Below are 15,258 nucleotides of genomic sequence, written 5' to 3' on the forward strand. Positions count from 1 at the left end.
GCCGCGAAGGAGCCGGCGCCCGTCTCGGTCCAGAGGCGGGTGGCCAGGGTGTCCATGCCGGTGGGGCGCAGGAGGAGGGTTGCGGGCAACTCCTTCATGCAGACGACGAACGTGAGTGCCGCCCCCGCCGCCACCCCCGGCGCGGCCAGCGGCACGGTCACCTCGCGCAGGACCTGCCACGGCCGCCGCCCCAGCGACCGGGCCACGTCCTCCAGCACGGGCGGCGCCTGGAGCACGGCGGCCCGCGTGGCGGCCACCGCGACCGGCAGGAAGAGGACCGCGTACGCGCCGACCAGGAGCGGGAGTTGCTGGTACAGGGGGTACGCGTAGCGGACCGCGAAGAAGACCAGGGAGAGGGCGACCGTGATCCCGGGCAGCGCATGGCCCGCGTACGCCGCCTGCTCCAGCAGGCGCGCGCCGCGCCCCCGGTGCCGGGCGGCGATCACCCCGACGGGCAGGGCGAGGGCCGTGGTGAGGGCGGCCCCGGCCGCGGCGACTGTGAGCGTGGCCCACGCGGTGTCCGCGATCGCGCCCAGGTCCCAGCCGGCCGAACTGCCGGCGGTCAGCCAGTACGCGAGAGTGCCGAGCGGGAAGACGACGGCCACGGCCACGACCGCCCCGCACCAGAGGAGGACGAGGGGCCGCCACCGGCCCAGTGCCATCGGTACGGCCGGGCGGGCGGTGCCGGTGCCGGTCCTGGCGTGCCCGGCGCGTCCGCGCGTACGGGCCTCGGCGGCGACCAGGGCCACCGTCATCACCACCAGCACGACGCTGAGCGCGGCGGCCGGGGTGCGGTCGAAGGACGCGCGGTACGAGGTGTGGATGGCGCGGGTGAAGGTGTCGTACCGCATCAGTGAGACCGCGCCGAAGTCGGAGAGCACGTACAGCGCGACGAGCAGCCCGCCGCCCGCCGCGGCCGGTCGCAGTTGCGGCAGGGTGACCCGCAGGAAGGTCGCCGCCGGGCCGTGTCCGAGGGAGCGCGAGGCCTCCTCCTGCGCGGGGTCGATGCCGCGCAGCGCGGCGGCGACGGGCAGGTGGACGTACGGAAAACTGACCAGGGTCAGGGCGAGTGCGGCGCCTGAGAAACCGGCGAGTCCGGGGGCGGCGGACAGCCAGGCGAAGGCGGCGACGTAGCTGGGCACCGCCAGCGGCAGCGTGGCCAGCACCGACCAGGCGCGGGCGCCCGGCAGGGCGGTGCGTACGGTCAGCCAGGCCAGCGAGACGCCCAGCACCAGGCTGGCCGCGACGACCGCGGCGGTGAGGCCGAGGCTGCGGCCGAGCAGGTGCAGGGTGCGTTCGTCCGCGACGACGTCCCAGGCGTAACCGGGGCCGCGTTCGAGGGCGCGAACGGCGAGATAGCCGAGCGGGAGCAGGGCGAAGAGGGCCGCCACGCAGGCGGGGACGAGCAGGACGAGGGGTGGTCTGCGTCCGGCCGCGATACGGAACGGCCGGGCACCGAGCGCCTTTTGGACCGTACGGAAACGGGGTGGCTCCCCGCCTGTCCGGGACCGACGTGCACCGGGCACCCCACTGCTCGTGTCGGGGCGCCCGGACTGTGGTGTGCGCACGGTCGTCAGACCAGCCCGACGTCCTGGAGCATGGCCAGGGTCTCCTGGAGGGACTCCAGCTTGCCGAGGTCGATGTCGGGCGACTCGAGGGAGTCGAACGGCGGCAGGCCCTCGACGGTGCTGGTGACGCCCGCGGCCAGCGGGTACTCCTTGGTCTTGTCGGCGAAGTAGGTCTGTGCCTCCTCCGAGAGCAGGTAGTCGACGGCCTTGTGCGCGGCCTCGCTCTGCCCGGCGTCCGTGAGGATGCCCACCCCGGCCACGTTGACCAGCGCGCCCGGGTCCTTGCCGGGCAGGAAATGGAGCTTGGCGTTGACTTCGTCCTCGCCCTTCTCTGCGACCCGCTCGTACCAGTAGTAGTGGTTGACCAGACCGAGGGAGACCTCGCCGGACTCGACGGCGTCGAGCGTCGCGAGGTTGTGGGCGTACGTCTTGGCGCCGTTCGCCTTCAGGTCCTCCAGCCACTTACGGGTGGCATCGTCGCCCTCCAGCACGCGCATGCCGGTGACGAAGGCCTGGAAGGAGGCGTTGGTGGGCGCGAAGCCGACCTTGCCCTTCCACTCGGGCTTCACCACGTCGTGGACGCTGTCCGGGACCTCGTCCTCGGCGACCTTGTCCGGGTTGTACGCGATCACGCGGACGCGTCCGGAGAGGCCCACCCAGTCCCCGTCGGCGCTCCGGTAGGCCTTGTCGACCTTGTCCAGCTGCTCCTGCGGGAGCTGCGCCAGCATCCCCTCCTTGGCGAGGGCGCCGAGCGCCCCGGCGTCCTGGGAGAAGAACAGTCCGGCCTTGGTGCGGTCGCCCTCCTCCAGGATCTGCGCGGCCAGCTCGGCGCTGTCGCCGTAGCGCACCTCGACCTCGGTGCCGACGGCCTTCTCCAGCTTGTCGAGGATCGGCTTGACCAACTTCTCGTTGCGGCCGGAGTAGATGACGAGGGCGGAGTCGCTGCCCTCCCCCGAGCTGCTCTTGTCGTCGTCGGAGCCGCAGGCGGCGAGGGCGGGGAGCAGCAGGCCGGCCGCGACGAGCGCGGTGATTCGGCCAGCCAGAGGGCGTCGCATGAGGGTGCCTTCCTGCGTGGCTCGCCGCGACGCCGCAGGTCGCGTCGTCGGGCGGCGAGCGGCGTAGTGACGCTTTTTAGCCAACTGTGAACATGCTATGAATAAGGTAAACCTTGCCTAAGCGTCAAGGGATCTGTGTTATCGGCGGGCTCTGCCGGCGGAAAGGCGCGCACCGTGATCGACCCCTTCGGGCCCCTCCAGGCGCCGCCCACCGTTTCCACCCCGTCAGCCGCCCCGCCCGCCTCGGTCCCCTTTCCGGAACCGTCCGTACGTCCGCACGGCGCGCCGCTCGTACGCCCGTATGGCGTGCCGTTCGCGCGGAAGCTCGCGGCGTACGGCGACCGCGTCGCGCTGATCACCCCGGACGAGGAGCTCTCCTACCGCTGGCTGGCAGAACGCGTGGCCGCCACCGCCGAGCGCCTCGGCCCCGTACGCCGACTGGTGCTGCTGGCGGGCGGCAACCGGGCCGACGCCCTCGTCGTCCACCTCGCCGCCCTCTCCGCGGGCCACCCCGTGCTGCTCGTCCCCGGCGACAACGACCGCGCGATACGCGCCCTGACCGCCGCGTACGACCCGGACGTGGTGGCCCGGCCGGACGACCACGGCACCTGGACCCTCGACGAGCGGCACCACGGCAGCAGCCACACCCTCCATCCGGGTCTCGCCCTGCTGTTGAGCACCTCCGGTTCGACCGGCTCACCCAAACTGGTGCGGCTCTCCCACGAGAACGTCCAGGCCAACGCCGAGTCCATAGCCACGTACCTCGGCATCTCCGACACCGACCGCGCGGCCACGACCCTCCCCATGCACTACTGCTACGGCCTGTCGGTGGTCCACAGCCACCTGCTGCGCGGCGCCGGGCTGGTCCTCACGGACCGGTCGGTGTCGGAGCCGGCCTTCTGGGCGGAGTTCCGCACCGCCCGGGGCACGTCCCTCGCCGGGGTGCCGTACACCTTCGACCTGCTCGACCGGGTCGGCTTCGAGCGGATGCGGCTGCCGCAGCTGCGCCGCGTCACCCAGGCCGGCGGCCGACTGGCACCTGAACGCGTCGCACGGTACGCGGAGTTGGGGCGCCGGTCCGGCTGGGAACTCTTCGTGATGTACGGGCAGACCGAGGCGACGGCCCGTATGGCCTACCTGCCGCCGCACCTCGCCGCCGAGCGCCCGGAAGCCGTCGGGGTGCCGATCCCCGGCGGCTCCTTCCGGCTGCACCCGGTCGACGACCAGCGTGACCCCGGAATCGGCGAACTCGTCTACTCGGGCCCGAACGTGATGCTCGGCTACGCCGAGAGCCCGTCCGACCTCGCCCTCGGCCGGACCGTACGGGAACTGCACACGGGGGACCTCGCCCGGCGCGCACCCGACGGACTCTACGAAATCGTGGGCCGCCGCAGCCGGTTCGTGAAGATCGTCGGTCTGCGGATCGAACCCCAGCGCGTCGAGGCACTGCTGGAGCGGCACGGGGTCGCCGCGTACTGCACAGGAGACGGCGACGCGCTGGCTGTGGCCGTGCTGAGGAACAAGGCCGCCGACGGTGACCGGCTGCGGCGCCTGGTGGCCGACGAGTGCGGAATCCCGGCCCGCGCGATACGGATCCGGGTCCTCGCCGAACTCCCGCGGCTCACCGCGGGCAAACCCGACTACGAGGCCGTACGACGGCTGACGCGCCCGGCTCCGGAGGAGGTGGAAGAGGCGGCCGGGCTCGCCAGGGACCTGTGCCGTCTCTACGCCGAGATCCTCGACCGGGCCGATGCCACCGAGGACAGCAGCTTCGTGAGCCTGGGCGGCGACTCGCTGTCCTACGTCGAGATGTCCCTGCGGCTGGAGGAGGCGCTCGGCGGGCTGCCCACCGACTGGCATACGAAGCCGATCCGCGAACTGCGTGCCCTGGCAACTTCCGTGACGGAACCGGCAGGGGCAGAAGCCGGAGCCGCCAAACGGTCGGCCCGGTGGAACGGACGGCCCCGCACCCGTACCCGCGGCCCGGAGTCTCTGCAGCCCTCGCGGCCCTCGCAGCCCGCACGGTCCTGGCGCACCCGTCGCACGCTGGAAACCGGCGTAGCCCTGCGCGCAGTCGGCATCGTTCTGATCGTCGCCTCGCACATCCCCTTCTTCTCCCTCCAGGGCGGCGCGCATGTGCTGATCGGCGTCGCGGGCTTCAACTTCGCCCGTTTCCATCTCACCGGGGCCGAACGCAGCGCGCGCCTGCGGCACCTGTGGCGCGGCATCGCCCGCGTCGCCGTGCCGAGCGTGGCGTGGATCGCCGGCGCGGTGGCGCTGACCAGCTTTTACGACCCGGCCAACGCCCTGCTGCTGAACAGCCTCCTCGACCAGGGGACCGAACGTCACGAATGGCACTACTGGTTCGTGGAGGCGCTGGTCTACATCCTGATCGTCCTCGCCGTGCTGATGGCAGTCCCCCTGCTGGACCGGCTGGAGCGGCGGTACGCGTTCGGGGTGCCACTGGCGCTCCTGGCGGTCGGGCTGATCGGCCGGTACGACCTGCCGGACCTGGCACCCGCCCGCTTCCACCTCGGACCCACCGTGGTCTTCTGGCTGTTCGCGCTGGGGTGGGCTGCCGCGCGGGCGACCACCACGCGACAGCGGTCGCTGCTGACGGCGGTACTCCTGCTCGCACTCCCGGGCCTCTTCCACGACCAGCCGCTGCGCACCACTCTCGTGGTGGCCGGGCTGACGCTGCTGATCTGGGTGCCGACGCTGCCCAGCCTGGGCCCGCTCAACCGGATCGCGGGCATCCTGGCGAGCAGCTCGCTCTACATCTACCTGACGCATTTCCAGGTTTATCCCCAGGTCCCGGACGACTTCCCGGTCCTGGCGCTCTTCATCTCCCTGGCTGTCGGCATCGGGTACGCGGCTGTGGCGACGCGGGTGGTCAGGCGGCTGTGACGCCTTGTACCGCCGTTCCGCCGGTCTCGAATCAGCGGAACGCCGAGGGCGGTGGCGCCGGTGACGCCACCGCCGCCGCGTCCGTGACCGCCGCGGCGCCGCCGGTGAAGTCGGTCAGCGTTCTGCCGTGTTCGACCCTCGCGGGGTGCGGGTCCGAGGCGGCGCGGCGGGTCAGTTCGGCGATCGGGAGCGGGCGGTCGGAGGCGACGAGGACCGCGTTGCCGAAGCGTTTGCCACGCAGTACGGCCGGGTCGGCGACCAGGGCGAGCTCCGGGAAGACACCCGCTGCCGTGGCGATCTGCCCGCGCAGGTGGGCCAGCGGCGGGCCGTCGGCGAGGTTGGCCGCGTAGACGCCGCCCGCCTTGACGACCCTGCGGACGTCGTCGAGGAACTCGGTGGAGGTCAGATGCGCCGGCGTGCGCGCCCCGCTGAACACGTCCGCGATGACCAGATCCGCCCAGCCGTCCGGCACCTTGGCGAGCCCTTCGCGGGCGTCGACGGAACGTACGCGGATGCGGGTGTTCGGATCCAACGGCAGCTCGCGGCGGACCAGTTGGACGAGGGCGGCGTCGCGTTCGACGGCCCGCTGGGTGGAGCGGGGGCGGGTGGCGGCGACGTAGCGGGCGAGGGTGAGGGCGCCGCCGCCGAGGTGCACGGCGTGCACCGGCTTGCCCGGCGGGGCGGCGAGGTCGATGACGTGGCCGAGGCGGCGCTGGTACTCGAACTTCAGATACGCCGGGTCGTCGAGGTCCACGTGCGACTGCGGGGCGCCGTCGATGAGCAGCGACCAGGCACGCGCCCGGTCCCGGTCGGGCATCAGCTCGGCGAGCCCGCCGTCGACTGTGGCGACGACGGGTTGGGATGCCACCCGCCGGTCGCCTGACCGCTTGGCCCTCGCCTTCGCCCTTGCCATCAGGCCATTATCGGGGGTGCGGGAGAGGGAGGCTCAGCTACAGCGCCCCTTCAGGGGCGCGGGGAACTGCGCGACCAGCCACAACGAACCAGCACGTAATCACCGGCCGTGGCCTGCAGCACCTAACGGCAGTTGTCCGCCGCCTCGATCAAGCGAGCCGCCTCGTCGAGCGCCGCGCGCAGGACGGCCGGGTCGGTGGCGAGCTCGGAGTCCTCCGGGGGCAGGAGCCAGCCGGAGCCCTCGACGGGCGGCTCACCGGAGCCGGTTCCGGACCCCGCGTCCTCGCAGGCCGCGGCCTCGGCGATGAGGCTGATGCCCCGGCCGTCGGTCTGCGTGCAGGTGCTGCCCGGTACGTCCCAGGCGTCGGCCGTGCCCGGCGGCACCAGGAAACCGAGGGTGTCGCAGCTGTCGTCGTGCAGGACGGGGCCCACGGCCTCCGATGCGCCCCGGCGCAGGATGTCGACGGCCTCCAGGCCCTGCCGCGTCGGGACGGTGACAAGGTCACAGGGGTCCTCCGCCCCCTCCTCACCGCCGGGCGGGGCCGCCGTCGGGAACGGCGCAGGGGGATCGATGCTCTGTCTGGTCTCCATGCCGGCCTCCATCATGGAACCTCTCCTCGATCGAAGTCACCACATGGTTCAACGCCCCCGGATGTCAACGGCTACGGCGCAACTCAGCCGTAAAGGATGGCAGTTCATGGCAGATCACGGATGAGATATCCGGTTTGTAGCCAAACCTTGCGTGGTGGACTCGTCACAGCGGGTACGTTCTTGCCCGCCGGAAGCCCGAGCGGGGACGTGACCGACCCGAGTGGGACGTGATCAACTCGCCCTGGTTCCGGCATGGTTCGACGGTTCGCGAGAGAGGGCCCGGCCATGGCGTCGTCAACGACGACCTCGTCGTCCCAGTCACCTCGGCCACCGCGGCCGAACCTCGCCTTCCGGGAGCTGCGCGGGCAGCGCTCGCCGGGCGAGTTCGCGGCGGCGGTGCGACGGGCCGCGCGGGAGATCGGGGAGCGGGTGAGCTGCGACGCGCGCTATGTGGGGCGCGTCGAGGCGGGGGAGATCCGCTGCCCGAACTACGCGTACGAGCGGGTGTTCCTGCATATGTTCCCCGGCCGGTCGCTGACCGACCTGGGCTTCGCGCCCCGCTCATCGGTACGCGGACGCGGGGCGCGCGCCACGGACGAGGCGCTCCCCTCACGCACCACGAGCCTGACGTATGCCCCGCATGAGACGGATGGGGCGCACGAGCCGTATGAAACGCAGGACACGCAAGAGCAAGACACGTGCGGCACGCAAGACCCGTACAACCCGTACAACCCGTACAACCCGCAAGACCCGCACGAGTACCACGATCAGAACCACGAGGAGAGCGACGTGCAGCGTCGCGCATTCATGACCGGAGGCACCGCCACCGTGGCGGTCGCCTCCCTGGGCCCCCTGGGCCTCGCGTTCGGCGGCCCCGCCGTCGCCGCCGACCGTCCCGTGCACCGGGTCGGCGAGGCCGAGGCGAGCGCGCTCGAAGAGGCCGTACGGCAGATCCGGCTGCTCGACGACCGGCACGGCGCCGACGGGCTGTACCGGAGGGCGGCGGCTCCACTGCGGGCCGCGTACGCACTGCTGGACGCGGGCGCGACCCGGCGGGCGACCGCCGAGCGGCTGCACGCGGGAGCGGGTGAACTGGCCATCTCCGTGGGCTGGCTGGCGCACGACTCGGGGCGCTTCGGCGATGCGCGCTCGCACTACGCCGAGGCCCTCGCCACCGCCCGGATGGCCGGAGACCCGGCCCTGGAGGCACACGCCTTCTGCAATACGTCCTTCCTGGCGCGCGACGCGGGCCGCCCGCGGGAGGCGGTGCGGGCGGCGCAGGCCGCGCAGCGCGCCGCGCGTCCGCTGGGTTCGTCCCGGCTTCTGTCGCTGCTCGCGCTGCGCGAGGCCGGCGGCTGGGCCGGGCTCGCCGACCGCACCGGCTGCGAGCAGGCGCTGGCCCGCGCCCACGCGCTGTTCGACCGCGGGCCCTGCGACGCCGACCCGGAGTGGATGAGCTTCTACGGAGCGGCCGAACTGGCGGGCCTGGAGGCCCAGTGCTGGTCGACGCTCGGCGACTGGCCGCGCGCGGCCCACCACGCCCGGCGCGCGGCCCGCCTCCAGGACCCCCACTTCACGCGCAACATCGCCCTCTACACCGCCGAACTCGCCGACGACCTGGCCCGCGCCGGCCACCCCGACGAGGCCGCCACGGCCGGACTGCGCGTACTGGACCTCCTGGACGAGGTGCAGTCCTCCCGGGTCCAGACGATGCTCGCGGGCACGGCCCGGGTGCTGCTGCCGCATCGCCGCGCGACGGGGGTGTCGGACTTCCTGGAACGGCACGCGGCGATGGCGCGGACGGCATAGGGCAGCGGCGGTATGACGCGGGGGCGACATGCGGCGGGGGTGGCACAGGGCAGACGGTTTACTCGCTCCCAGGGCGCTTTACGTGGGCACCTGACCGTTACGCGGTCAGGTGCCCACAGTCGTTCCACGTCTCGATCGCGGGCTTCCCGTAGGCCCGGCCCTGCACAGGTTCGGCCTCCGGATGGATCAGGGACGTATCGGGGACGTATCAGAGGTGGATCCGGGATGGACCAGAAATAACCCATTGGTGAATCGCTCCGTCATCGCCCAGGCTTCTCCGGGGCAACCCATTGGGCGATCTCTGCGTCTTCGAGGACCGAGGCGCCCCGTTCAGGCGTTCGCATAGGTTGGACCTTGGGGAGTGGCGCATCGGCCACGGGGGAGAAGGGGGAGGGCGATCGGATGCGGCGGACCGATGTACCGGGCACCGAGGCGGTATCGCGCACCCGGCCCCGCTGGTGGGCGGAGCTGCCGCTGATCTTCCTGGTGTACGCCGTGTACTCGGCCGGCCGGCTGCTCGCGCGCGGGGACGTGACCACCGCCGTGGACAACGGCCTGGCGATCCTGCGCGTCGAGAAGGTCTTCTACCTCAACGCCGAGCATCCGCTGAATCGCCTCTTCACCCGCGAGCCCTGGCTCGGCATACCCGCCGACTTCTGGTACGCGTCGCTGCACTACATGGTCACGCCCGCCATCCTGGTATGGATCTTCCGGTCGCGGACCGTGCGCTACAGAGCGGCCCGCACCTGGCTGCTGGCCTCCACGTTCATCGGCCTGATCGGCTTCACGCTGCTGCCCACCTGCCCGCCCCGGCTGCTGTCCGCGAGCTACGGCTTCATCGACACGATGGCCCAGTACAGCGACTACGGCTGGTGGGGCGGCGAGGCGAGCGCACCACGGGGCCTGGGCGGCATGACCAACCAGTACGCGGCGATGCCGAGCCTGCACGTCGGGTGGGCGCTGTGGTGCGGGGTCATGCTGTGGCGGTACGGCGGCACGCGGCTCACCAAGGTCGCGGGGGTCGCGTACCCCTTGATCACCACGATCGTGGTGATGGGCACCGCCAACCACTACTTCCTCGACGCACTCGCGGGCGCCGCCGTGATGGGCGTCGGACTGCTGCTGACCCGGCCGGTGCTGCGGCTGGCGGACAGGGCTCGGGAGCGGTTCTGGACATGGCGTCTCACCTCGGCCACGGCACCGGTCACGTCGGACTCGACGCCGGTCAAGTCGGGCCCGACACTGGTCAAGTCCGGCTCGACACCCGCCAGGGCGCCGGTCCCGGAACCAGTCCCGGAGTCGGTCCCGGCAGCAGTCACAGTGGGCTCGCGGGGCACAGGTTCCTCAATTGTCAGTGGGGGATGCCAGACTTCCCCGGGTGAGCGACTTCCCGGACAGCGCAAGGTCAGTGCCGGCCATGGTCCCGGCGCCGAGCAGGGAGCCGATCCCGAAGCAAGTCCCGCCGGCGCGGGGGACGAGACTCCGGCACCGGCTCGCTGAGCTGCGCGGTCCGGCGGTCCCGCCGCAGCCGCTGGACGCGCGTGCCCTGGCGGCGCTCGCCGCGAACCCCGGCTGCAAGCGGCGCGCCATCCTCGACGGGGCGGGAGTGAACAAGGCGGCGCTGGCGAGCGCGCTCGGCTCGCCGTCGGCCTTCGGGCAGTCACAGTTCGCGTTCATGCGGGGCAACGCCTTCGAGGCGCGGGTCAAGGCCGACGGGGGCGCGGAGCTGCTGCGGCTTGTGCACGAGAAGCTGGACGCCGGGGCGGAGCCGCCCGTGGCCGGTCTCGTTCCGGACCTGGCGGCCGTGGGCCCCGAGGGACGCGCGGCGCGTACGGCACTGGCGCTGCGCGAGGCCACCGAGGCCGGCGCCTGGACGCTGCTCGACCACCCCATGCTCGCCCTCGATGTCGCGGGCTCCCCCGCCTTCCTGGAGCCGGACGCGGTGGTGGTGCATCCCGACGGCAGCTGGACGGTCGTCGAGATCAAGTCCTTCCCGATGCTGGACGGTTCGGCGGACGCGGCGAAGGTGGGCGCGGCGGCGCGCCAGGCCGCGGTGTACGTACTGGCGCTGGAGCGGGTCGCGGACCGGCTCACCCCCGCGCCCGAGGTACGGCACTCGGTGCTCCTGGTCTGCCCGAAGGACTTCTCGAACCTCCCCGCCGCCTCCGCCGTGGACGTCCGCAAACAGCGCTCCGTGACCCGCCGCCAGCTGGACCGCCTCACCCGCATCGAGGACATCGCCGCCACCCTCCCCGAGGGCACCTGCTTCGCCCCCGACCTCCCCACCCCCGACCTGACGGCGGCGGTCGAGTCGGTCCCCGCCACGTACGCCCCCGAGTGCCTCTCCGCCTGCGAACTCGCCTTCCACTGCCGCGCCCGCTCCCGCGCGGAGGGCGCGGTGACGTCCCTGGGGCGCTCCCTGCGGGCGGAGTTGGGCGGCCTGACGAGCGTCGACGACGTACTGGACGCGGCACGCGGGACGGCCGGGGATCCGGCGGATCCGGCGGTCGCCGCGCTCCGGAGGGCGGCTCAGCTTCGGGCGGAAGCGCTGGGAAGCCGGTCGCCCGCCCCTGAGGGGGCTTCATGTCCCTGATCGCCACCCTCGCCCGCCTCGAAGCCGTCGACACCGGCCGGGCCCAGCCTCTCGCCACCGTCCGGCACCGGCACCTCACCGAGCACCCGCTCGTCTTCGTGCCGCTCACCACCGCCGGTGAGGCCGGGGCACCGCTGGGCGCGCTGGTCGGAACCGACCGCGACGCGCCCCGTCTGCTCGTCGTGCCGCAGCCGCGGGACCGGGACCTGCGGTTCGCGTTCCTCGCCGAGCTGGCCGCTGTCGTGCTGCCGTACATCGACGCGTACGGGCAGGACGTCGAGGCCGCCGAGCGCACCGAGACCGATCCGGGGACCGGGAAGCGGGTCAAGGTCGAGGTCGAACTGTGCGCGGACGCACCGCAGTTGATCGTGCCGAGCCGGGCCGGCATCGAGTTCGTACGGCTGCTCGGGCGCTCCATGCGCTTCCGCCGCACCGCCGAGCAGGAGCCGGAAGCGCCCCATCCGGCCCCCCCGCACGTACCGCTCCTCGGGCGCTGGCTGACGCATTTCGGCGAGCGGGCCCGAGTACCCGGCTCCGCGCTGCTGCTCGCCCTCACGGACGTACTGTCGCGGCACTGGGCCACCGGCCAGAGCAGCCTGGAGGACCAGCACCTCGGCGCGCTGCTCGCCTGGATCGACCCTCCCCCACTCTCGGATTCGCTCGAGCGGGGGGACCCCCATGAGCGGGGGGACCCCCACCGGGCGTCCTCCGGCGCCGAGGCCGCGCTTCGGGCCGAGCTCCAGCGCGACTCCAGGGGGCAGCTCCTGTGCCCGCCCGCCGGACCCGCCACCGACCCGGCGTTCGACAACAAGCTGCTCGCCCCCGCCATCGAGCGCTACGACCGCGCGCGTACGGCACTCGCCGCCGCCGAGGACGGACTGCAGGCCGACGACCGGCTCGGTGAACTCACCGCCGCCGAGCGCGAGATCCGCGACCTCGTCGAAAGCCGCACCCGCCCCACCTGGGACGCGGTGTGGCGCGGTCTCGACCTGCTGCGCGCCCTGCCCGAGGGCACCCACGCCGCCGACCGATGGACCCGCGACCGCTGGTCGTTCACCGGCCACCGGGACCGCGTCCTCGCAGGCGAACCCCCGCAGCCGCGCCGCGACGACGCGGTCACCGCCGCGAACAAGCTCGCCACACGCGAGCGCGAACAGGCCCGCCTCGAAGCACAGGAGGCCCTCGACGACCCGCTCGTCATGGCCGGACGCCGGCTCGCCGGGGAGGCCTTCGCGGGCGAGGTCACGGACGTCGTCATGGCGTACAGCGAGAGCAAGCGCCCCAGCCCTCGCCCCCTCGTGACGGTCCGCACGGACGACCGGCCGCACCTCGCCGAGCGCGCCAAGGTCTACCGCTCTCTCGGCGGAAAGCCGCAGGCGGCGGAGTACGTCGAGGGGTCGTACGAGGAGGACGGCGCCGACACCGGAGGCATGAGCATCGTCCTGCGCATCATCGACAAGATGGGCCGCGGCAAGGAACCCGAGACCGGTTCCGTCCCCGAGAAGGGCGACCGCGTCTGCTTCACGCTCTTCGAGCACGAGCAGCGGGGCGGCGCGAAGCTGCCCGACCCGGAGGACACACCTTGGACGCACGGCGGGCCGCCGGGAGAGGCGACGGATCCGCCGGCCGACCCGGTGACCGAGGAGGACACCCTGTGACGACCACGACTGCTGTGTTCGACCCCGGCGCCGAAGCCACCCGCGCCACCGACGCGATCCTGCGCGACACCCTGCACGGGACGCACCGCGGCGTCGTCGTCGACTCCCCGCCCGGCGCCGGCAAGTCCACGCTCGTCGTCCGGGCCGCGCTCGAACTGGCCGACGCAGGGCGCCCGTTGATGGTCATCGCGCAGACCAACGCACAGGTCGACGACCTGGTCCTGCGGCTCGCCGAGAAGAACCCCGAGCTGCCCGTCGGCCGCCTGCACAGCAGCGACGCGGACCCGTACGACAAGGCGCTCGACGACCTGCCGAACGTCCGCAAGTCGGCGAAGGCCGGAGATCTCGCCGGGCTCGACGTCGTCATCTCGACGGCCGCCAAGTGGGCCCACGTCAAGGGCGTCGAGCCCTGGCGGCACGCGATCGTCGACGAGGCGTACCAGATGCGCTCGGACGCGCTGCTCGCCGTCGCCGGCCTCTTCGAGCGGGCGCTGTTCGTGGGCGATCCGGGGCAGTTGGACCCGTTCGCGATCGTCGGCTCGGAGCAGTGGGCGGGCCTGTCGTACGACCCGTCCGCCTCGGCCGTGACGACGCTGCTCGCCCACAACCCGGAGCTGCCGCAACACCGCCTCCCCGTCTCCTGGCGGCTCCCGGCGTCGGCAGCGCCGCTGGTCTCGGCCGCGTTCTACCCGTACACCCCGTTCCGCAGCGGCACGGACCACGACGCCCGGCGGCTGGCCTTCGCGGTCCCGTCGGACGGTTCGGGCCCCGACCGCGTCATCGACGAGGCGGCCGAGACGGGCTGGGGCCTGCTGGAACTCCCGGCCCGGCACACACCTCGTACGGACCCCGAGGCGGTACGCGCACTCGCCCAGGTCGTCCGCCGTCTCCTGGACCGAGGCGGCGCGGCCACGTCCGAACGCTCCCCCGACCCCACCCCCCTCACCGCCGACCGCATCGCGGTCGGCACGGCCCACCGCGACCAGGCGGCAGCGGTCCGCTCGGCACTGGCGGAACTGGGCGCCGGGGACGTGACCGTCGACACGGCGAACCGTCTCCAGGGCCGCGAATACGACGTCACGGTCGTCCTGCACCCCTTGTCGGGCCGCCCCGACGCCACGGCCTTCCATCTGGAAACGGGCCGCCTCTGCGTCCTCGCCTCCCGCCACCGCCACGCCTGCATCGTCATCAGCCGCGCCGGAATACCCGACCTCCTGGACGACCACCCCTCCACGGAACCGGTCCAGCTCGGAGTCACGATCAAATTCCCGGACGGCTGGGAAGCGAACCACGCGGTGCTGTCCCACTTGTCGGAACACCGGGTGCCATGGCAGCCCTGACCGACCCACGGTGCCTGTCGGGCATGCGCCGGTGCCATGCCGGGCAACTGCCGGACGGAGTCCGGCCGCCGCCGGAGGCGGCCAATGGATACAGCCCCGGACGGCTGGGAAGCGAACCATGCGGTGCTGTCCCACTTGTCGGAACACCGGGTGCCATGGCAGCCGTAGTAGTAGCCGCAGCTCGGAGAGTGACCGACTGCGTGTGAGCCGGTCCTGAGGCCCCACCCGCGCGGCCAGAGGCCCACTTGCGCGGTCAAGAGACAATGGACGGTGGCCCACCCACACGGACGGGTCGTCCACCGTACGAAGAGGAGAAGTCATGGCGGAGCAAACGCCGCGTCGGAACGAGCCGCGGCTTCGCCCCGCGCCCCTGCTGTTCGAGCCCGCGGAGGCCGCCTCCGATCCGGAGCATTTCTTCGATCTGGAGTCGATCGACGATCCACGGGCGCTGCTGGACCGTGCCACGGAGCTGACGCTCGCGTTCCGGGCGGCCACCGACCGTGCCGTCGAGTTCCAGGCGATCGCCGCCGCGCAGCTCGCCGACCCCCGCCGGTTCGACCGGCTCACCCCGGCCGACATCGCCGAGCGGGCGGAGTGGACCGAGGACTACGCGAAGAGGATGGTCGAGTTCGGCAAGGAACTGCTCAGCGGGACGAACGGCAAGGGACTCGGGCACGGAGTCGGCGACCTGACCTGAGCCGGCGGCCATGATCTGAACCGGCGAAAAAACCTCGCGGCATATGCCGGGTGGGCAAGCTACCCCACTCGCACCCCTCCTGTCCCGATTTCCGGCGACTCCTCGCAACCGAACCCTCACCGCCAGTA

Annotated in this window: 11 protein-coding genes; 7 read left to right on the forward strand and 4 right to left on the reverse strand. The window is 72.6% G+C overall.

Going from position 1 to position 15,258, the window contains the following annotated elements; genetic code table 11:
• Both IEZ21_RS02390 and IEZ21_RS02395 read right to left on the reverse strand, forming a co-directional pair.
• The coding region (locus IEZ21_RS02390; protein WP_189320380.1) for an ABC transporter permease at window positions 1-1,439 on the reverse strand (1,439 nt) is incomplete at its 3' end.
• Window positions 1,440-1,573: 134 nt separating this feature from the next.
• Window positions 1,574-2,623 (reverse strand): iron ABC transporter substrate-binding protein, encoded by a 1,050-nt coding sequence (locus IEZ21_RS02395; protein WP_189320195.1) that lies wholly within the window; start codon window positions 2,621-2,623, stop codon window positions 1,574-1,576.
• A 174-nt stretch (window positions 2,624-2,797) separates the two neighbouring features.
• On the opposite strand from IEZ21_RS02395, the gene IEZ21_RS02400 reads away from it, so the two are divergent.
• Window positions 2,798-5,530, forward strand: coding sequence for an AMP-binding protein (locus tag IEZ21_RS02400; protein ID WP_246567217.1), 2,733 nt, complete (start codon window positions 2,798-2,800; stop codon window positions 5,528-5,530).
• A gap of 31 nt (window positions 5,531-5,561) precedes the next feature.
• Here the strand turns inward: IEZ21_RS02400 and IEZ21_RS02405 are convergent, their stop codons facing one another.
• Complete coding sequence (locus tag IEZ21_RS02405; protein ID WP_189320196.1) at window positions 5,562-6,443, reverse strand: spermidine synthase; 882 nt, start codon at window positions 6,441-6,443, stop codon at window positions 5,562-5,564.
• Window positions 6,444-6,565: 122 nt separating this feature from the next.
• Window positions 6,566-7,048 carry a hypothetical protein gene (locus IEZ21_RS02410; RefSeq protein ID WP_189320197.1) on the reverse strand — a complete coding sequence of 161 codons (483 nt, stop codon included), beginning with the start codon at window positions 7,046-7,048 and terminating at the stop codon, window positions 6,566-6,568.
• 270 nt (window positions 7,049-7,318) lie between these two features.
• Between IEZ21_RS02410 and IEZ21_RS02415 the strand changes: the two genes are divergently transcribed.
• The 6 genes from IEZ21_RS02415 (at window position 7,319) to IEZ21_RS02440 (ending at window position 15,130) form a co-directional block, all read left to right on the forward strand.
• A complete protein-coding gene (locus IEZ21_RS02415; protein WP_189320198.1) occupies window positions 7,319-8,842 on the forward strand; it encodes an NsdA family TPR-like regulatory protein in 1,524 nt (507 codons plus the stop codon).
• A 402-nt stretch (window positions 8,843-9,244) separates the two neighbouring features.
• Window positions 9,245-10,342, forward strand: coding sequence for a phosphatase PAP2 family protein (locus tag IEZ21_RS02420; RefSeq protein WP_189320199.1), 1,098 nt, complete (start codon window positions 9,245-9,247; stop codon window positions 10,340-10,342).
• Window positions 10,260-11,435, forward strand: a complete 1,176-nt coding sequence (locus IEZ21_RS02425) for a hypothetical protein (RefSeq protein WP_189320200.1) — start codon at window positions 10,260-10,262, stop codon at window positions 11,433-11,435. Before IEZ21_RS02420 ends, IEZ21_RS02425 begins: the two co-directional genes overlap by 83 nt.
• Window positions 11,426-13,093 carry a hypothetical protein gene (locus tag IEZ21_RS02430; protein ID WP_189320201.1) on the forward strand — a complete coding sequence of 556 codons (1,668 nt, stop codon included), beginning with the start codon at window positions 11,426-11,428 and terminating at the stop codon, window positions 13,091-13,093. Before IEZ21_RS02425 ends, IEZ21_RS02430 begins: the two co-directional genes overlap by 10 nt.
• Window positions 13,090-14,433: an AAA domain-containing protein gene (locus IEZ21_RS02435; RefSeq protein WP_189320202.1), complete on the forward strand. Its 1,344-nt coding sequence runs from the start codon at window positions 13,090-13,092 to the stop codon at window positions 14,431-14,433. Before IEZ21_RS02430 ends, IEZ21_RS02435 begins: the two co-directional genes overlap by 4 nt.
• Before the next feature lie 319 nt (window positions 14,434-14,752).
• Entirely contained in the window at window positions 14,753-15,130 is a 378-nt protein-coding gene (locus IEZ21_RS02440; protein ID WP_033329406.1) for a DUF8844 domain-containing protein, read from the forward strand.
• Window positions 15,131-15,258 lie beyond the last annotated feature (128 nt).

The sequence above is a fragment of the Streptomyces flaveus genome, from assembly GCF_014647675.1.
Lineage (GTDB): Bacteria > Actinomycetota > Actinomycetes > Streptomycetales > Streptomycetaceae > Streptomyces > Streptomyces flaveus.